The sequence below is a fragment of the bacterium genome (assembly GCA_004322275.1).
Taxonomy (GTDB): domain Bacteria; phylum Desulfobacterota; class Deferrisomatia; order Deferrisomatales; family BM512; genus SCTA01.
Window position 1 is genome coordinate 66,049 of record SCTA01000007.1, and the last position, 18,198, is coordinate 84,246.

Genomic DNA, 18,198 nt, shown 5'->3' on the forward strand with positions numbered 1-18,198 from the left:
TTCTGAACGAGTCTGCCTAATTCATAGCTGTTAGAAGGCGAAGGGGAGCCATTATGCACTCCCCCTCGCTCAGATCAACGTCTTTAGGGCGGCCCTTTTAGAATCTGAATGCCATGCCCGCGAGGATTGTCGTGTCGGTTTCCGGCTTATTGAGTCCTGCTTTTATTCCAACATCGATATCCAAATCATCCGAAACGGAATATATCAATCCGCCGAGAATAAATGCCGGATGGGTGTCGGATGCATTATCCGGGTTGCTCTCCATGCCGATATTCGCAACAGCCTTCAGCCCTTCCGCGACATCAAGGACGGGAGCAAAAGATATATGCCATATGCCCTTTCTGTTGGCGGCTTCGTCTTTTGCAAGCTCGTACTCGTTATGCGCATACCCCAGATTGAAATGGAATTCCCACGGGCCGGACGACTTTGTCGTTATGAATGTAACACCGTAGGAGACACTGCCGTTTCCGAGTCCCTTCGCCTCATCGCCCGTGGGCAGTACGATTGCAGGCTTTAGGGCGAGACTCAGGCCGTCCTTTTCATAAAACCTCCACTTTAGCTCAAGGGAGATGTCAGAGAGGCCGGATTCTTCCGAGACCACGCCGTCCTCCTCGGCCCTGCTCCACGCGAAGGGGACGCCAAGGACTATGTCGGCGCTTTCGGAGACGCCCGCCGAGACTACAGCAGCAGCCTCTCCAGCCGTCTCTTTGAACCCGACTCCGTCGGATGTCTCCTTCTCCGTGTCGAATTGACTGTTCATCTCCGCCTGATACTTTCCCTTTCCCTGGGTGCCTGTGTCGTCGGTTATGAGCGGGTGCGCGCCAAATGCCGCGCTTGCCCACAGGGCGGAAAACACAATAAATATCGCGATCGTTTTCATTGAAACCCTCTGTTATCTTTGCTGTTTTTACGTAATTCGACAATCCCTCAAAGAACATATCCTGCTGAGTGATGCACGTCGACCGGGATCCCTCTTGGTCTTGCAGTCTTCATCGGTATCTTTTGCCGCGTGCGATATCTTGCCTGTGAACGTCAAGCACCTCCTTCATATATGATGATAACGGTAACCGAGGCTTTCGCGCTTCGGTCATGATATTGATTATCAATATCACATAGCGCAAAGCTTTTGTCAACCCCCAGGCTGTCGCACTAAATCCGGTTATCCGATTTTTATTTGAGGGGCTCTGCAGACCGGGAGAATATAGGCGATGCCCGTACCCGGTGTTCAGAAGGGCCGCTCGGACGTTCATCAAGGAGATAATACGGGATATAACTTAGGGTGTATGCCGGCAAGCCGGGTCAAGGACACCCTGGTCGGCACGGTGTCAGAAGCGGCGGGAATTGAAAGCAAAAACACCCCACCTGTAAGGTGGGGGGCTTTCTTTATCCGTTGTCGTTTTGTTTGTATCTGAGGATCAGCCCGATTTCGTAGCCCAACGGACAACAGTGGGTGCAGTAAGAGCGGGCGCCGACCAACGGCACTCCTACGACCAGGTACAACATCTGTGACGCCAGAAAAAACGCCACTTTCTGCGTTTGGCGAACCGGATCGAGGGCGGATGGGACGAGGAAGATCAAAGCCAGCGCAACCGCCATAAACAGAAAATAGAGCCGTGGCAAATATGTCCTCAGCCATTTCAGTCTCCCGGCTGGCGGAGAGAAAAGCCTGCCGTAAGCTTCGGAATAGAACGCTCCGTGTGGGCACACGTAGCCGCAAAAGCCTTTTTTCCCCCACCTGAACGTTAGCAGGGGCACTACAACGAAGCCGACGAAAAGGCTCAAAGCGGATACGAGCCAGGAAGTTTTGGGGTCGAAGGCCAGAAGGGTCTGCGGCCATGGATACAATACCGCCATCCAGGTGAAATCCTTAAAGGCGATGGGAAGAAACAGAATAAATGTGTAGTGAAAGAAGGAAACCGATAAAAGTCGAAGACGCCGTTCTGGGTATTTAATCATGAAGTAGATGATGAGGCACGCCATAATCAGCTCAAAAAGGGCGAAAATAGATCTTAAGAACGTGTTTATCATCTGTTGGTGCATCGAGCCCGCGATGAGCGAGGTATCCATGAGTATCTTCGCGAAATCGACCGCGAAAATCGCCGTTACGAAAACCCACAAAAAGTTTCTTAAAGACGTCAGGCTCTTCTTCATGTGCTCCCTCTCCCTTGGCACCAACAAGCTATGACCTGTTTGCTGAGATTCCGGTCCAGAAGATGGAAATCACCTGCCGGGCGGTTTGTGCGGGGTCACCTGCGCTTTTAAGCGGGAAGGCAGTCGCATTGATAATCAGCTGAACGAGCAATTCCACGGGCAAATCAACTATCTCTCTTTCTTTGACAGCCGCTTTTATTACATCGTTCATAGCTCTGTAAATTTCCGTGTGTCGTTCTCGCAACCTCGCGATTACTTTGCGGGTTCCGCCCGACGAGGTTTTTGATATAGCTCTGAAAAATTGCTGGAGGCGCTGATGATATATGGAGTACTCGATCTGCAACGCCGCGAAAGCGGTCAGTTTCTCTTGTAGTGGTCTGTTTTCCGCTAGCAAGCCCAACGCCTTCACCAGGTAATCTTCCATAACAGTTTCAAAATGAAGGGCCAGCATCTCGTTTTTGTCCGAGAAATAGTCGTAGATCGTGGTCCTGCCAACTCCGAGTTCCTTCGCTATTTCTCCCACGGAGGTTTTGCCGAATCCTTTTTTCTCGAAAAGTTCACCCGCTGTACGGATAATTCTCATCCTCATCTTTTCTTTTTTCTGCTTGGGTGTGACTATGCTCATTTGGAAGCTCCATGAGGAGTGGATGCCAGGGATTAGACGGAGGGAAAAAGTTTTATCCGACATCATGTCGGAAAATAATAATATTAAAACGATAGGTTGTAAAGTAGTACGTAAAAACAAAGTCCCAATAATCTGAGACAAGCAATCTTCAGGAAATGCTGTTGATGATCTTTGAAACGGGACTGCGCAGTTCCTCACCGCCACCGAAAGCAAAAAAAAGCCACCCCCGGGTTGGAAGTGGCTTTTTCTAATATGGCTCCGGTGGTAAGACTCGAACTTACAACCCCGCGGTTAACAGCCGCGTGCTCTGCCGATTGAGCTACACCGGAATATATTTCTTGTGCGCCCCGTAGGGCTCTGGCAAATTGTCTGCGGGGGTACACCCGCCGTGGAAGCGAGTATATACATGAATGCCAAAAGAGTTGTCAAATAGAAATCTGACTGCGTTTTCCAGAAGGGATATTGCCGTGAAAAAGTTTCGTAAATTCGCAGTCTTGGCCCTTATCGGGGTCGCGCTCTGGGGCTGCTCGGCGGACCACCTTTGGTACGGCAACGACAGGGCTCTTTCGGCCACTCCCGACAACCCCGTTCCCGGCGGACCGGAGGAGCGAACCTACGTGGCGCCGGAGGCGAAGGGCGTCTCCTTCGGCAAGGTCTACATAGGGCCGGTTACGGTGCGCTCGACGAGGCAGGAGGGGCTTCCGGAGGATTTCACCGCCCGCGTAGCCAGTTCGGCGGCGATGGGCGCCGCCCTCGCGGTGAAAAACTCGGAGCGCTTCAAGGGGGTCGCCGCCGACGAGACGGAGGCGGATCAGCTTCTCTCGATTGAGGCGCTTGCCCACGTCTCGGTGGTGGGGCAAAAATTCCTATCAGACCCCGTGCTGAAAGACCCCCGCTCGAAGATTTTTATGGTCTACACCCTCAGAGAGGCCAGGGGGGGCAAGGTTCTCGTCAAGTATTCCTCGGTGGAAAATTCCGACTGGGATTACACTCAAAGGGTTGTGGACGATCTGCAAAAGCTCGCCAGAGACGCGGCCCAGGGGCTGATGTTCGTTTTCACGGAACTTTGATAATAAAAAAGGGAGACCTGTCATGGCCTCCCTTTTTTATTGCCGGTTTTTTATTACTCTTCTTTTTTCTTTTCCTCGACGATGACCACTTTAAGCGGCTCGCATTTTCTCCTGAAGAAGACGGCCGCCCCGGCTACACCGATTACAAGCAGCAGAAACCACCACATTCCGAAGAATCCCGGCCCGAAACAAGATCCGCACATTCTATATCCTTTTTTTGGAGGGTTTCTTTTTAGACGATTCCCCTCAAAAAAGGGTTACAATTAAAAAGACAGGGTGCGGGACGCTAGCAGTCTTTTGAAGTATACTTCCCGATTATTGCGATATTTCTGTCGCTCATTCCTTCAAAGGAGACGCCGAGCTCGAATTCTCCGTCGCCGAGGCAGCTCGCATGGATGACCCTGCCCTTTACGTGCATGAGCTTGCTTCCCGCCGCCATAAGAATCCGCACGGCCTCTCCCTTGTCGATGGTTTCGTCCGACAAGACCTTGCAGCCGCGGGGATTGACCTCCTGAGCCCAACCTCTGGCGCGCAAAACGGGATAGCAAAGTTCGCCGAGGAGAACCTCCCACTCGACGTTAGCTCTGGGAAGATGTCTTTTGTCGCTTCTCTGGGCACACATGGCTCCCTCCAACCCCCTTAAAACCCGAGGATGGAAAAAAGCTTACTCTGCACTTTAGAAAATTCCAGAAAAACCTTAAAAAATCGCAGGAATCGTAATATAAAAAAAAGGGGAGGCTCAAGGCCTCCCCCGGATGAAAGGCAGTCGAAGACAGCTCTTGGCCGAACCGACCGCGGGAGAGATATTTTTAAATTTCCTTTGCACAAAACAAAAAAGCCCGCGCAACGTACTTGCGCAGGCTTCCCGTTTTTGAAGCTCTGTAGAGGGGTGCGCTCCCTTTCCCGAGGGAGTATGGCCCTTTTGTCCGTGTCCGGCAGGTCTTCTGGCTCGCGAATCGTCCTTGGGGCCGCCTTCCCGGTATAAATCCAGTGGCGTTATGGCCCTTCGTCCTCGCTTACAGCGGCGGAAACCGCGGGGGATTTTCACCCCTCTTCCCTTTTATGCCCTTCCGGGCACCGATGGACTCAACATATTGAGTTATGTTTTTCTGATACCACAATCTGTGGGAACCAGTCAAGACAAGATAATTTTGTCTATCTTCCGATTGGCTGTTACCATTCCGTAAACGAATAAAAATTCATCGTCAGGGCGTGAGGCCGATGCCAGATCGGAATAAAAATTATCCATCCCTTTCGGACCACTGGAGAGAGCTTTTCGGCGAAAAGGTCTGGAGGGTTTCGGTGGACGCCGGTTTTTCCTGCCCCAACAGGGAAAACGGAGGGGAGGGGTGCGCCTTTTGCGATCCGGCCTCCTTCTCCCCCTCCGCCGGAGATAAAAGAAGCGTCGGGGAGCAGATACGTAGCGGGGTAGAAAGGCTGAGAGGCCGCGGAATCGGAAAGGTCGCCGTCTATTTCCAGCCCCGCACCAACACCTGGGGGCCTCTGGCGAAGCTGAGGGAGGTCTGGGACGAAGCCGCTTCGGTACCCGAAGCAGTAGCGCTTTGCGTGGGGACGAGGCCGGACGCCGTGGGGGACGAGGTTCTGGACCTCCTTGCCGGTTATTCTTCCCGATTCGGTGAAATATGGCTGGAACTCGGTCTCCAGTCCTCCAACGCCGGGACTCTTGACCTGCTCGGCCGGGGCCACTCCCCCGAGGCTTTTTCCGACGCCTGTAGCCGGGCGCGGGCGAGGGGGCTGAAGGTATGCGCGCACGTCATTCTCGGTCTTCCGGGGGAGGGGCGCGAAGAGGAAAGGGAGACCGCGAGGTTCATCGCCGCTTCGGGGGTAGAGGGGGTAAAACTTCACCAGCTTGCGGTGGTGCGCGGAACAAGAATCGAAAAGATGTGGCAAAACGGAGAGGTGAGGACTCTTTCCGAAGAAGAGTACGCGAAGAAGGCGGTTTCGTTCATAAAACTTCTGCCCGGGAACACGATTTTGCACCGGCTCTGCGGAGACACCGCCCCGGGGAGCCTGATCGCGCCGGTTTTCCGCAAGGCGGAGGTTGAAAGGCTGATACGGAAGGAATTATAAATAATGCCGGAACCATCGGAAGCATAATAGGGGGAACGAACCGGCAAAGATTTTTTTACGGCGCGGTTTTCCGTTCCCGGCAAGGAATCCCGCAGCGAAGGGGCGAGGCGGTAGCAGCGCTACGGCGAGCCCTTGAGCGAGGACATGACGATGCCGGGGGCGGAAAGGATGCGCCGAGAGAAGATGGTGGGCGAGGCGGGATTCGAACCCGCGGCCTCAGGCTTCGGAGGCCTGCACTCTATCCAGCTGAGCTACTCGCCCATGAAGTTTCGGAAGTAAACCATAGAAGAATGCCAAATGCAAGGACGCCGGACCCGATTCCCGAAGGGACCCGACCGGCGACGTGAAAGGAAGAGCCGCCAAAATGGCGCTTTTAAAAGACAGCGTTACCTCTTTAATAGCGAGCCAAGTTCCCTTGGCGAGCCACACCACCATGAAGGTTGGCGGCCCGGCGCGCCACTTCGCCGTGGCGGAAAACCGCGAGGAGCTTATCGCCCTCCTCGGTTGGGCGAAAGAGCGTGGGCAGCCGGTCTTCATCCTCGGCGCGGGCTCTAACGTGATTATCGCCGACGAGGGATTCCCCGGCCTCGTCCTTCTTCTCGGGCGGGCCTTCCGGAACGTGACGGTTGAGGAAGAGGACAGAAGGGTGGTGTCCGGGGCGGCCTCCCCGATGCCGCTCCTCGGCAGGGCGGGCGTCGAGCGGGGGTGGGGCGATTTTGTCTTCCTCTGCGGCATCCCCGGCGTAATCGGCGCGGGGGTCAGGATGAACGCGGGGACTGGCGGCGGGGAGCTGTCTCACATCTTTGAGTGGGCGGAGATTATAACCTCTGACGGAAAGATGAAAAGGCTCTCGCGCGAGGAACTGACCTTCGGCTACCGCGCCTCTTCGCTCAAAGAGATGAAGGGGGCGGTGGTGATGCGGGTATGCCTGAGGAGCGACGAGGAACCCCTCCCTCCGGCAAAAACCCTCGCCCTGGCGAGGGAAGAACTCGAAAAAAGGCTCCTTCGCCAGCCGGAGAACCACAGGAACTGCGGCTCCGTCTTTAAAAACCCCCCCGGTCTTTCAGCGGGGAAACTCATCGAGGAGGCGGGGCTCAAGGGAGCGAGGGTGGGAGACGCCGAAGTCTCCCGGGAGCACGCCAACTGGATAGTGAACAGGGGCAACGCCACCGGCTCTGATATCCGCGCCCTCATCGAGCGCATTCAGGAAGAGGTTTACAAGGCGAGCGGGGTAAACCTTCAAAGGGAGGTTGTATTAATTCCGGAAGATATTCTCGACGGGTAACAACCCTTTAAGGTATCGCCGCTAGTTCCCTTTCAAGCTCCGCAAGTATCTCCGAAGCTCTCCCCTCAAGGTAGATGTCGGTTAGTTCCCTCGTAAGCCTCGTAGGCTCCACGTTTATCTCGACAATCGCCGCGCCGCTACGTTTCGCCCGGAGGGGGAGCGCGTTGGCGGGCGCGACCTCCGCGCTTGTCCCTATCACCAGCATAACCCTGCAATTTTCCGCCAGCCGCGCCGAGGCGTGAAGGGCCGCCCCCGGTATCGTCTCGCCGAAAAATACTATTCCTGGTTTCAGGGGCTTTCCGCAGTCGCACAGCGGCGGCATCCCCCTCCCGGCTACCTCCTTCCGTGAAAAACGCCCCTCGCACCACAGGCAGATGAAGTGGCGGGTGGAGCCGTGAAACTCGACCACAAGGGAGCTTCCCGCCTTCTGATGAAGGCTGTCGATGTTCTGCGTTATCACCCCTTCGACGAGGCCGCCCTTCTCAAGGCGCGCAAGCGCCTCGTGCGCCCTGTTGGGGACCGCCTTTTCGAGGAGAGAATCCATCTCCTCCAGCATCTTCCAGACTTTGGCGGGGTTTTTGCGGAAGGCTCCGATGGTGGCGTACTCGTTTGGGTCAAAGCGCGACCAGAGACCGCCTTTGGAGCGGAAATCGGGAATGCCGCTTTCGACGCTTATTCCCGCGCCGGTAAGCGCAACCCCCCTGCCGCCCGCCAGCAGAAGCGCGGCCTTTCGTATTTTGTTTTCCATAATCTTCCCAACCATTTTTCAGTCCTTAAGTATTTTATCACCGGCCTGCACATCAATAAAGAAGAGCGGATTTAACTTTTGACCGATTGGGAGGTAATCTTCAGGCATGAGGAAATGGATACAGCTTGAACACACCGCAGACCTCTCCGTCATGGGGGAGGGAGATACGAGGGAAGAGGCGCTGCTGGCTCTTATGGAAGGATTTACGGCGCAGATTATCGACCCCGGAACGATAAAAAAGCTTGAGGAAAGGGTGGTGGAGGCGGAAGGAGTGGACGTAGAGGACGCCGTGGTCACCCTGCTGGGGGAGCTTATCTATCTGATTTACGTTAAAAACTGGCTTCCGGCTAGCTTCGAGTCAGTCGAGCTGACAAAAGAGGGCGCAAAGGCCGTGGTCCGGGGAGAAAAATACGACCCTTCTCGCCACAGATTCCTCACGGAGATAAAAGCCGCTACCTATCACGACTACGATTTTTCAAAGGGCGCAGATAACCTCTGGAGAGTGCGCGCCGTCTTCGACAGGTGAAAAATGGATATCGGAGAGCTTGAAAAGCTGGACAATTACCGCTGGCGCATCCCGAAATCGGGCGCGATGCTGGTCGACGGCGTCATCTACGCTTCCCAGAAGCTCATCGGAAAGATAATCGAGGAGAAAGCCGTCGAGCAGGTGAAAAACGTCGCCTGCCTTCCGGGCATCGTCAAGAGCTCGATGGCTATGCCCGACGCCCACTGGGGTTACGGCTTCTGCATAGGCGGCGTGGCGGGAATGGACGTGGAGGAGGGGGTGGTCTCGCCCGGAGGAGTGGGCTACGACATAAACTGCGGGGTGAGGCTTTTGGGAACGAGCCTCGATAAGAGCGACGTAGCGGGTCAAGTCCCGAAGCTGGCTGCTCACCTCTTCAACGCCGTTCCTGCAGGCATCGGCTCTCACGGAACCCTTAAACTCTCCTACTCGAATCTGAAAAAAGTCCTTCTGGGAGGCTCGGAATGGGCGGTGCGGGAGGGGTTCGGCTGGAAGGAGGACCTCGTCCACACCGAGGAGGGTGGAAAGCTGCCCGCTTCCGACACCGCCATACTCTCCGAGAGGGCGCTGGAGCGCGGCAAGGGGCAGGTCGGAACTTTGGGGTCCGGCAACCACTTTCTGGAAGTCCAGTGGGTAGAGCGGGTTTTCGACGAGAAGACCGCAGGGGTTTTCGGCCTTCGGGAAGGACAGATCGTCATCATGCTGCACTCGGGGTCGAGGGGGTTCGGGTATCAGGTCTGCGACGATTTTTTAAAAGTGATGGCCCGCTCCGTCGTCAAGAACAAGATATTTCTCCCCGACAGGCAGCTCGCCTGCTCTCCCGTTAAATCCGAAGAGGGGCAAAGATACCTCGAAGCGATGAACCAGGCCGCCAACTACGCTTGGGCTAACCGGCAGGTGATGGCCCACGTTACGCGCGAGGTTTTCTCAGATTTTTTCGGCGAGTCCCCGGAAAACCTCAGGATGAATCTCATCTATGACGTGTGCCACAACATAGCCAAATTCGAGACCCACAACGTCGAGGGCAAGAAAAGAAAACTGCTGGTTCACCGGAAGGGGGCGACGAGGGCTTTCGGCCCCGGAGCGCCGGGACTGCCGGACATTTACAATAAAACCGGCCAGCCGGTGCTCATACCCGGTGATATGGGGAGGGCCTCTTGGGTCCTGGCCGGGACGAAGGAGGCGATGGACGAGACCTTCGGCTCCTCCTGCCACGGTGCGGGGAGGGCGCTTTCGAGAAGCGCCGCCAAGAAGCTTAAATCGGGCGCGGAGGTGAGCCGCGAACTCCACGAAAGGGGAATAGAGGTGTTTTCCACGGAGATGGGGACGCTGGCCGAGGAAATGTCCGAAGCCTACAAGGACGTAGACGACGTCGTCGAAGCCGTCTGCGGGGCGAAGATCGGCAGAAAGGTCGCGAGGCTCCGGCCCCTCGCCGTAGTCAAGGGGTGAGCGCAGCCCCAAAATACATTACCTTGACCATGTGGTCCCAGGACCCCAGCTTCAATAAATAAAAAAGGCGACCGCGCAGTCGCCTTTTATGCGTTCCTGTTTAAGCCTAATAAGCCAGCCCGACCCGCTTTCTTACGTCGGCGATGGTTTTTCCGGCGACGGCGCGGGCCTTTTCCGCTCCGTTCTTCAGAATCTTCCTTATCTCTTCGGGATTCTGGGAGAGTTCTTCGTAGCGGGCGCGGTTGGGCTCGAACCTGTTCCAGATTATCTCGATAAGTTCTTTCTTAACGTCGGAATACTTAAGGCCGCCGACGAGATACCTCTGCCTCATCGCCTCACGCTCGCTCTCGCTGACGAAGAGCCGGTAGATCGCGTAGAGATTGCATTTGTCCGGGTCTTTGGGGGCCTCGATGGGCGAGGCGTCGGTTACTATCGACATCACCGACTGCTTCAGCGCCTTTTTGGTGGTGAAGATGTCTATGGTGTTGCCGTAGGATTTCGACATTTTCTGCCCGTCGGTGCCGGGAATTACCGCGACGGATTCGTCAATCTCCGGCTCGGGGATGGTGAAGGTCTCGCCGAAGGAGTTGTTGAACTTTATCGCGAGGTCGCGCGCAACCTCGATGTGCTGCTTCTGGTCGCGGCCCACGGGCACCACGTCGGAGTGGTAGAGGAGAATGTCAGCCGACATGAGGACGGGGTAGGCGAAAAGGCCGTGGCTGGCGATAATCCCCTTGGCGACCTTGTCCTTGTAGGAGTGGCAGCGTTCCAGAAGACCCATAGGGGTTATCGTGGAGAGCACCCAGGTGAGTTCCTGAACCTCGATGATGTCGGATTGCACCCAGAAGGTGGTCTTTTCGGGGTCGATGCCCAGCGCGAGGAAGGTGGCGGCGGTGTCGAAGGTGTTTTTCGCGAGAGTAGCGCCGTCCTGCACCGTGGTCATGGCGTGGTAGTTGGCGATAAAGCAGAAGAGGTCCGCGCTTTCCTGGTGGCGGATCATCTTCTCCATCATGCCGAAATAGTTGCCGATGTGAAGGGTGCCGGAGGGCTGGATGCCCGAAAGGATTCTTTTCATTTGCCCCGATTGACTCCCGAGTGCGCTTGTTTCCGAGAAAAAGGGATTATCGGGAAGATGGAGGCGGGTGTCAATCATTCAGAGGCGAGAAAGTCCACGAGGGTGTCGATTTTCTTCGCCGTGGAGCGGTCGAAGCCGAGAAAGTCTCCCCTTACGGCTCCCTGCCGGTCTATTACGAAAATTCTGGGAATGCCGGAGACGCCGTAGGCCATCGAGGTGGCCTGATCGGTCCTCACCACGGTGTAGGGAACCGGCTTGGCCTTCAGAAAAGCGTCGAGTTCGCCGGGATTCTGGTCGAGGTTCATCCCGAGAACTTCGACGCCTTTGGCGCTCAGCCTGTTATGGAGCCCGGCAAGATGCGGGATAGCTTCGCGGCAGGGCGGGCACCAGGTCGCCCAGAAGTCGAGGACGACGATCTTGCCTTTGTAATCCGAGAGCCTGACCCTTTTTCCTGAAACCGAAGGCAGGTCGAAGGGAGGGGGGGGCGGTTGACCGGCTTTGGTCCCCGCTACGCCGGTCTGGCCGGATTGCTCCGATTTTGAACAGCCCGTCGCCGGGAGGACGAAGACGAGGAGCAGGGCGATAAAAAGTAAACGAGTGCTGAATTTTTTCATTTCGCCGCCGTATCGCAAGAGGGCGCGGACCGCGCCCCGAAATTTCACTTTCAGCCGCGGCCGCCGGAATGCGCATGGCCGCAGGAAGACCTTCCTTTTGTAGCGAAAGGGGAGAAAGACCGAAGCATCTTTTCCCCGCAAACCGGGCAGCGGGCCTCCCCGGCTTCCGAAGACGATTTAAGTATTATCTCCGTTTTTTCGCCGCATTTTTTGCAGAGAAACTCGAAGATGGGCATCAAAGGGCCTTTTTGATGTTCTCCACTATGTTGGGCTTGGGGACCGCGCCGATGATTTCAAGCTCGGGGAGGTTTAGTCCGCCCTTGAAGAACTTCATGTTGGGAATCCCCCTCACGTCGAACTTTCTCGGAGTGACGGGATTGTCGTCCACGTTCATTTTCGCGAATACTATCTTGCCTTTGTATTCGACGGCAAGCTCTTCGAGCACCGGGGTAATCATCCTGCAGGGGCCGCACCAGGGCGCCCAGAAATCAAGAAGGACAGGCAGGGGCGATTTCAATACCTTCTCTTCAAAGTCGGTGTCGTTGACGATAAGCATATTTTCACTTGCCATTTGCTGCTCCTTTATTGAGGACTTGCCCTAAAGCCTATTTTCGGACAAGTCCTGAATTTGCGCCGACCGGCGCATCAACACGAGCTTCAGCCGCCGCCCTTTGCGATGACGATAATGAATATTACAGCGGCAATAAGCAAAATCACGTCAAGCATATCTATTTCTTCGATTCGCAGTTCTTCTTCAGGAAGTCGTGCAGTTTCGTATGAACGTTATCGGGTATGGAAACTTCCTTGCCCGCCGTATTGTAAAGTTTAACAGTTTTTTTGAGAGTGTTTAAAAAAGCTATGCAAGGCGAGCAGCCTTCCATGTGTTTTTCGATATCGTCGCAAATCTTCGGGTCAATTTCCTCGTCGATATACTCGCTCAGTTTTTCGAGGATTTCCCTGCAGGTAAGCTGTTTGCTCACGAATCGCTTCCTTCCGTCGTGGAGAGTTCCTCGGGGCCGAAATGGGAGCTCAGAATCTCCCTCAGAAAAATCCGGGCCCTGTGAAGTCTCGTTTTTACAGCCCCTTCGTTTATTCCCATAATCTCCGCCGTCTCGGCTGTGGAAAGACCCTCCATGTCGCGCATGAGGACAACTTCCCTGTATCCCTCCGGCAGCTTCGCAATCGCCTTTTCCATAATTGCCCGGACTTCCTCTTTTTGCGCCGCATCGGCCGGGTCCATGTCCCAGTCGCGGATATGCCTCTTTTTCAGTTCCTCGTGAGAGGGCAGCGGCAACTCTTCTATAGAGGTCTCGGGCCTGTGCTTCCGAAAGTGCATGAAAGCGTGGTTGGTGGCTATCCTGTATACCCAGGTATAAAAAGAAGAATTGCCTTTGAAAGAGTTCAGATTCTTGAAGGCGCTCAGATACGTCTCCTGCAAAAGCTCTTCGGCGTCGGAACTGTTCTGCGTCAATCTGAGGAGGTGGGAGAAGACCTTCGCCTCGGTTCCGGTCACAAGTTCCTCAAAGGCGCTAAAGTCACCTTCCCTGGCCCTTTTGACGAGTTCTGCCTCCTCTTTGTATTTTTCTTCAGTCATTTAGATGGTTCCAGCCGGGAAAGGTGACGGACAATTTTGATAATTAATTATACCCCGAGAATAGCCAACGTATTGGATCGAAGCAATTTAAAATTTTCTCAAAGCCCCCTTTTTCTCCACAATATGTTGTGGTAAGATTCCTTTCCGATACAACATCTCGGGTTGGTGCGGGATGGTTAACCATTTGATTTTTTTGGCGAAAGGAGTCTCACCGTGGCTGATGTGATGGATATAACGGGGCGCATCGCTTCCAAAGATTCCAGCGCGACCGACAGGGCGCTCTTCATACGCACCTCAAAGATGGAGATCGTCGAGTGGAGCCATCGCCACATCGTAGATACCCTCATCCGGGAGACCTTTCTCGACGAGGGAACCGCGCGCAAGGTGGCCGACGCCGTCGAGCAGGTCATCCTCAATTCCAGGATAGAGATTCTTACCGCCCCGCTCGTACGCGAGCTGGTTGACGCCAAGCTGATCGAGATGGGGCTCGAAGAAGCGCGCAGGATGCATACGCGCCTCGGTATGCCGCTCTACGACGTCGAAGAGCTCCTCGTGAACCACAACAAGGAAAACGCCAACGTCCCCCACGGCCCCGAGGCGACCAATCTGACGCTGGCCGAGAACATAAAGAAGGAATACGCGCTCCTCGCGGTCTTTTCGCAGGCGGTGGGCGACGCCCACATGAGGGGCGACATTCACCTTCACGACCTCGGCTTCATCGACCGTCCCTATTGCTCCGGCCAGTCCCTCGAATACCTCAAGAAATTCGGCCTTAACCTCCCCAACAGCCTCGCCGTGGCGCGCCCCGCCAGGCACGCGGACGTTCTTCTCGCCCACATGGTCAAGTTCGCCGCCGCCCTCCAGTCGAATTTCGCCGGGGCCATCGGCTGGGACGCCGTAAACCTCTTTTTTGCGCCCTATCTTGTCGAGCTTAGCGACAAAGAGGTGCGCCAGCTCGCCCAGATGATGATCTACGAGTTCTCCCAGCAGGCGGTCGCGCGCGGCGGGCAGGCCATCTTCACCGATCTCAACCTCTACTGGGAGGTTCCGAAGCACTTCGAGGACGTGCCCGCGATAGGCCCCGGCGGGGAGTTCACCGGGAAGACCTACGGCGAGTATGAAAAGGAGGCGCAACGCTTCGTCAAGGCGATCTTCGAGTGCTACCTCGAAGGCGACGCCTGCGGACGGCCCTTCTTCTTCCCCAAGCCCCTTGTCCACATCACCGAGAAGTTTTTCAAGACCGAGGGCCACGAAGAGTTTCTGGACCTTATCTGCAAGGTTTCCTCGGAGAAGGGGACGACCTATTACGTTTTCGACCGCGGCGATACCGCTAAGATATCGGAGTGCTGCAGGCTCTCCTTCAAGCTCGAAAAGCAGGATCTCGACGACGCGAAGCAGCCCTGGAAGATGCGCTACTCCGCCCTCCAGAACGTGACTGTCAACCTGCCGCGCCTCGCCTACAAGGCCAAAGGCGACGACCAGAAGCTCTTCGGCGAGCTGACCAACATGCTGGAGCTGGCGAGGACCGCCCACCTGGAGAAGAAAGCCTTCATTGAAAAGCTCCTCAGCCAGGGCGAAAACGGCCCTCTGGCGCTCCTCACCATGAACCGCGACGGCCAGTCCTATCTTAGGATGCACAGGGTGAGCTACCTCATCGGCATGGTCGGACTCAACGAGATGGTGAAGATTCACACCGGGGAGGAGCTGCACGAGAGCGACGCCGCTTTCCGGTTCGGCCTTAGGGTCATCGCCCACATGAAACTTCTCACCGACAAGTTCTCGCGCCACGAGAAGATGCACTTCGTCCTCGAACAGACCCCGGCGGAATCCACCGCCTACCGCTTCGCGCGGCTGGACCTCAAGCACCATTCCCCCGAGGCGGGGAGGGTTGTCAGGGGGGACATCGCGAGGGGCGAGGTCTACTATTCCAACTCCACCCAACTCCACGTCGGGTGCGAGGTCGGCCCGGTGGACAGGGTGGCCCGCGAGGGGCTTTTCCACCCCCTCATCGAGGCGGGAGCGATTACCCACGTCTGGCTCGGTGAGCAGCATCCCTCCTCGGCGAGCCTTGCGAATTTCGTGAAGAAGGTTTTCACCAACACCCTTAACGACCAGATAGCCTTCAGCCCGGAATTCACCACCTGCACCGCCTGCTGGCGCACCTCGCGCGGCCTTTCGGACACCTGCCCGAGCTGCGGCAGCGACGAGGTGGAGGGCATCACGCGCATAACCGGTTATTTCACCAAGATAAGCTCCTGGAACCACGGGAAACTCGGGGAACTCTCCGAGCGTATGAGAAACACCGGCTTCTTCGACGCCAAAGCGCCGTCGGACGAAGCGAAGAACTGCTGACGGAGGGTGCAGTCATGACTCTTTTTACCAAGGAACATTGCGAAAAGTGCGAGTACGTGAAGCAGAACTTCGATCTTCACGCTCTGGGGATCAAGATAGAGGTTCTCGGGCCGGAAAATCCCGACGCTCTGGCGCACCTCGCCTGGCACGGGCTCGTCGGGGTGGCCGAAAAGCTTCTTCCGATTCTCGTTCTCGACGACAGCTCCCACATTGCGGGGGCGATCAACATCAAGAAATATCTGTCGGATTACGCGCACTGATGAACGGTCTCCCCGCCGTAAAGGGGTTTATCGAGACTAGTTTCGTGGATTGGGCGGGGAAGGTGGCCTCTGTGGTCTTCCTTCCCCGCTGCAATTTTTCCTGCCCCTATTGCCACAACCACAGGCTTGTAAACGACCCCGAAAGCTACCGCACCTTTGCGCTCGACGAGGTGCTGGAGAGGATGGAAGCGCTGCGCGGCTGGCTTGACGGAGTGACCGTCACCGGCGGAGAGCCGACTGTCCATCGGGAACTTCCCTCGCTTCTCAAAATATTCAGGGACCGGGGCTGGCAGGTGAAGCTCGACACCAACGGATCGAACCCGGCGATGCTGGGCGAGCTTGTAACCGGCGGCCTCGTCTCCGCCGTCTCCCTCGATGTCAAGGCCCCCCTCGAAGAGATACCCTACAGGCGCAACGCGGGCAGGGGAGCGGACCCCTCCGCCGTAAGGCGCTCGCTCGAAATTATCGCCCGCTCCGGCCTGCCCGCAGAGCTTCGCACGACCGTCCATCCAAGCCTCCTCAGCGTTGCGGAGATGGCCCGCATCATCACGCAAACCTCTGAAATATTCGGTGGTTACAAAACAATTAAATGGCAGGCTTGCCAGGTTTCGGATACACTCGACCACTCGCTTTCAAAGACCGGAGCGCCGGACAGGGAAGTTCTCTCAAGGCTGGTCTCGGAGGCGGAAGAGCTGGCTAAAACCTCTGGGCACTTGACAGAGGGCGGTCCTACCTCATAATCTCCCGCTTTTACGGCGAAACCGGGTCTCATTTCAGGGGTTACAGGGAGCCATGAAGACAACCGACACGGCAAATGTCCGGAAGATGCTGGCCGACGCCGGCGAGACTGCCAGTATTCTGAAAAGCTTTTTCGAGTCCTCGGCGGAGGGGACGGTCGGCCTTGCCGGAGACACGGTAGAGGCGCTTTTGAGCGGCGGGAAGGTCCTGGTCTTCGGCAACGGGGGCTCGGCCGCCGACGCGCAGCACCTCGAAGCCGAGTTCACCGGGCGCTTTTTGCTCGAACGCACTCCGTTTCCGGCGATAGCCCTCACGACGAACACCTCCTCGCTCACCGCCATCGCAAACGATTACGGTTACGACAGGGTCTTCGAGAGGCAGGTCAACGCCTTCGCGGCAAAGGGCGACGTGGCGCTAGGCATCTCCACCAGCGGCAACAGCGAAAGCGTGATCAGGGCGCTTCTTGCAGCTAAGGAGAAGGGGGCTCTGGCAGTCGGCCTTACCGGGGAGGGCGGAGGCAGGATGGCCGAGGTCTGCGACAACCTCTTCGCCGTTCCCTCGAAAAAGACCCCGAGAATTCAGGAGTGCCACATCGCCTGGATACACGCTTATTGCGACCTCGTCGAGCGTCTCTTCGTGGAAAGAACGAAATAGATGTCGCGCAAGCTGAGCCCTTCGGCGGAAATTGACGCCAGCCGGGTCTGCACCTATTCGATTCTGGAGCGAAAATCGAAGGTCAGCGTCGATACCTTCAAAGCGCCTTACTCGCCGAAGGGGTCTTTCGCCGATTTTGTGAGGAGCCTGCCGGGGTTTTTGCAGGCCGGGGAGCTTCTCGAACTCGCCTCGGCGGTAGCTGCGGCCCACAGGTCGGGCAAGGTCGTCGCCCTCGCGCTGGGCGCTCACAACATCAAGGTCGGCCTCCAGCCCCTTTACGCCGACCTCATGGAGCGAGGGATTATAACCTCGGTAGCCCTGAACGGCGCCTGCATCGTCCACGACTTCGAGCTCGCCTATGCGGGCAAGTCCTCCGAGGAGGTCGGCGAGGCGCTCGGCGGCGGCAGGTTCGGCATGGCCTGCGAGACCTCTGCGTGGCTTAACAGGGTAATCCGCGAAGGCCACAAAAAGGGGAAGGGAATCGGAGAAGCGGTCGGCGAGGCTATCTGGGAGGAGGGGCTTCCCTACAGGGAACGGAGCCTTCTCGCCTCGGCGTACCGAAACGGCGTACTCGCTACTGTGCACGTCGCCCTCGGCGCCGACATAATACACATGCACCCCGAGGCCGACGGCGAGGCGATAGGCGGGGCGTCGCTTCGGGACTTTCGGCGTTTCGCGGCGATGGTGGGGGAGCTTGAGGGGGGCGTATACCTCAACATCGGCAGCGCGGTAATCCTGCCGGAGGTGTTTTTAAAGGCGCTGACCCTTGTGAGAAATCTCGGCCGCGAGGTTAACTCCATAACCACGGCGGACCTCGATTTCGTGAGGAACTACCGGCCGGGGGTGAACGTCACAGGAAGGCCGACCGCAAGCGGCGGAAGGGGGATTCGCCTTACCGGGCCGCATGAAATTCTGGTTCCGCTGCTCTTCGCCTCTGTGCTGGAAGAATTAAGCGGGGAAGTGTAAACT

The 18,198-nt window shown here is 56.6% G+C and carries 21 protein-coding genes, 2 tRNA genes and 1 riboswitch; of the genes, 10 read left to right on the forward strand and 13 right to left on the reverse strand.

Annotated features, from left to right (window positions below; genetic code table 11):
- Positions 1–97: 97 nt before the first annotated feature.
- The 4 genes from EPN96_02620 to EPN96_02635 form a co-directional block, all read right to left on the reverse strand.
- On the reverse strand, positions 98–880 hold the full coding sequence (locus EPN96_02620; GenBank protein TAL18200.1) for a transporter: 783 nt from the start codon (positions 878–880) through the stop codon (positions 98–100).
- Between the two features lie 503 nt (positions 881–1,383).
- Complete coding sequence (locus tag EPN96_02625) at positions 1,384–2,151, reverse strand: 4Fe-4S binding protein (protein TAL18201.1); 768 nt, start codon at positions 2,149–2,151, stop codon at positions 1,384–1,386.
- A 28-nt stretch (positions 2,152–2,179) separates the two neighbouring features.
- A complete protein-coding gene (locus tag EPN96_02630) occupies positions 2,180–2,917 on the reverse strand; it encodes a TetR/AcrR family transcriptional regulator (GenBank protein ID TAL18202.1) in 738 nt (245 codons plus the stop codon).
- Positions 2,918–3,029: 112 nt separating this feature from the next.
- Positions 3,030–3,105: transfer RNA gene (locus EPN96_02635), tRNA-Asn, on the reverse strand.
- 138 nt (positions 3,106–3,243) lie between these two features.
- Here EPN96_02635 and EPN96_02640 point away from each other — a divergent pair.
- Complete coding sequence (locus tag EPN96_02640) at positions 3,244–3,846, forward strand: hypothetical protein (protein TAL18203.1); 603 nt, start codon at positions 3,244–3,246, stop codon at positions 3,844–3,846.
- Between the two features lie 286 nt (positions 3,847–4,132).
- Here the strand turns inward: EPN96_02640 and EPN96_02645 are convergent, their stop codons facing one another.
- Positions 4,133–4,468, reverse strand: coding sequence for a PilZ domain-containing protein (locus tag EPN96_02645; GenBank protein TAL18204.1), 336 nt, complete (start codon positions 4,466–4,468; stop codon positions 4,133–4,135).
- Positions 4,469–4,762: 294 nt separating this feature from the next.
- A riboswitch (cobalamin riboswitch) is annotated at positions 4,763–4,943 on the reverse strand.
- Between the two features lie 124 nt (positions 4,944–5,067).
- Here EPN96_02645 and EPN96_02650 point away from each other — a divergent pair.
- Positions 5,068–5,937: a TIGR01212 family radical SAM protein gene (locus tag EPN96_02650; protein TAL18205.1), complete on the forward strand. Its 870-nt coding sequence runs from the start codon at positions 5,068–5,070 to the stop codon at positions 5,935–5,937.
- Positions 5,938–6,121: 184 nt separating this feature from the next.
- Here EPN96_02650 and EPN96_02655 read toward each other — a convergent pair.
- Positions 6,122–6,198: transfer RNA gene (locus EPN96_02655), tRNA-Arg, on the reverse strand.
- 103 nt (positions 6,199–6,301) lie between these two features.
- Here EPN96_02655 and murB point away from each other — a divergent pair.
- Positions 6,302–7,222: a UDP-N-acetylmuramate dehydrogenase gene (gene murB / locus EPN96_02660; GenBank protein ID TAL18206.1), complete on the forward strand. Its 921-nt coding sequence runs from the start codon at positions 6,302–6,304 to the stop codon at positions 7,220–7,222.
- Between the two features lie 7 nt (positions 7,223–7,229).
- Here the strand turns inward: murB and EPN96_02665 are convergent, their stop codons facing one another.
- Complete coding sequence (locus EPN96_02665; GenBank protein TAL18207.1) at positions 7,230–7,970, reverse strand: NAD-dependent deacylase; 741 nt, start codon at positions 7,968–7,970, stop codon at positions 7,230–7,232.
- Between the two features lie 106 nt (positions 7,971–8,076).
- Between EPN96_02665 and EPN96_02670 the strand changes: the two genes are divergently transcribed.
- Together EPN96_02670 and EPN96_02675 are read left to right on the forward strand one after the other, a co-directional pair.
- The gene (locus EPN96_02670) at positions 8,077–8,496 is read left to right on the forward strand and encodes an archease (GenBank protein TAL18208.1); all 420 of its coding nucleotides are present in this window, start codon (positions 8,077–8,079) and stop codon (positions 8,494–8,496) included.
- 3 nt (positions 8,497–8,499) lie between these two features.
- Positions 8,500–9,942 carry an RtcB family protein gene (locus EPN96_02675; GenBank protein ID TAL18209.1) on the forward strand — a complete coding sequence of 481 codons (1,443 nt, stop codon included), beginning with the start codon at positions 8,500–8,502 and terminating at the stop codon, positions 9,940–9,942.
- A 106-nt stretch (positions 9,943–10,048) separates the two neighbouring features.
- Here EPN96_02675 and trpS read toward each other — a convergent pair whose 3' ends face one another.
- The 6 genes from trpS to EPN96_02705 form a co-directional block, all read right to left on the reverse strand.
- Positions 10,049–11,017, reverse strand: a complete 969-nt coding sequence (gene trpS, locus EPN96_02680; protein ID TAL18210.1) for a tryptophan--tRNA ligase — start codon at positions 11,015–11,017, stop codon at positions 10,049–10,051.
- A 74-nt stretch (positions 11,018–11,091) separates the two neighbouring features.
- Positions 11,092–11,631: a redoxin domain-containing protein gene (locus EPN96_02685; protein TAL18211.1), complete on the reverse strand. Its 540-nt coding sequence runs from the start codon at positions 11,629–11,631 to the stop codon at positions 11,092–11,094.
- A gap of 50 nt (positions 11,632–11,681) precedes the next feature.
- Positions 11,682–11,867: a zinc ribbon domain-containing protein gene (locus EPN96_02690; GenBank protein ID TAL18212.1), complete on the reverse strand. Its 186-nt coding sequence runs from the start codon at positions 11,865–11,867 to the stop codon at positions 11,682–11,684.
- On the reverse strand, positions 11,867–12,202 hold the full coding sequence (gene trxA / locus EPN96_02695; protein ID TAL18213.1) for a thioredoxin: 336 nt from the start codon (positions 12,200–12,202) through the stop codon (positions 11,867–11,869). Before trxA ends, EPN96_02690 begins: the two co-directional genes overlap by 1 nt.
- Positions 12,203–12,359: 157 nt before the next feature.
- Complete coding sequence (locus EPN96_02700) at positions 12,360–12,611, reverse strand: zf-HC2 domain-containing protein (protein ID TAL18214.1); 252 nt, start codon at positions 12,609–12,611, stop codon at positions 12,360–12,362.
- Entirely contained in the window at positions 12,608–13,225 is a 618-nt protein-coding gene (locus EPN96_02705) for a sigma-70 family RNA polymerase sigma factor (GenBank protein ID TAL18215.1), read from the reverse strand. Before EPN96_02705 ends, EPN96_02700 begins: the two co-directional genes overlap by 4 nt.
- A gap of 225 nt (positions 13,226–13,450) precedes the next feature.
- Between EPN96_02705 and nrdD the strand changes: the two genes are divergently transcribed.
- The 5 genes from nrdD (at position 13,451) to EPN96_02730 (ending at position 18,195) form a co-directional block, all read left to right on the forward strand.
- Positions 13,451–15,577 (forward strand): anaerobic ribonucleoside-triphosphate reductase, encoded by a 2,127-nt coding sequence (gene nrdD / locus EPN96_02710; protein TAL18252.1) that lies wholly within the window; start codon positions 13,451–13,453, stop codon positions 15,575–15,577.
- Between the two features lie 14 nt (positions 15,578–15,591).
- Complete coding sequence (locus EPN96_02715; protein ID TAL18216.1) at positions 15,592–15,837, forward strand: hypothetical protein; 246 nt, start codon at positions 15,592–15,594, stop codon at positions 15,835–15,837.
- Entirely contained in the window at positions 15,837–16,577 is a 741-nt protein-coding gene (locus EPN96_02720; GenBank protein TAL18217.1) for an anaerobic ribonucleoside-triphosphate reductase activating protein, read from the forward strand. Before EPN96_02715 ends, EPN96_02720 begins: the two co-directional genes overlap by 1 nt.
- Positions 16,578–16,662: 85 nt before the next feature.
- The gene (locus EPN96_02725) at positions 16,663–17,229 is read left to right on the forward strand and encodes an SIS domain-containing protein (protein TAL18253.1); all 567 of its coding nucleotides are present in this window, start codon (positions 16,663–16,665) and stop codon (positions 17,227–17,229) included.
- Positions 17,230–18,195 carry a hypothetical protein gene (locus tag EPN96_02730; protein ID TAL18218.1) on the forward strand — a complete coding sequence of 322 codons (966 nt, stop codon included), beginning with the start codon at positions 17,230–17,232 and terminating at the stop codon, positions 18,193–18,195. It begins immediately after the preceding gene.
- Positions 18,196–18,198 lie beyond the last annotated feature (3 nt).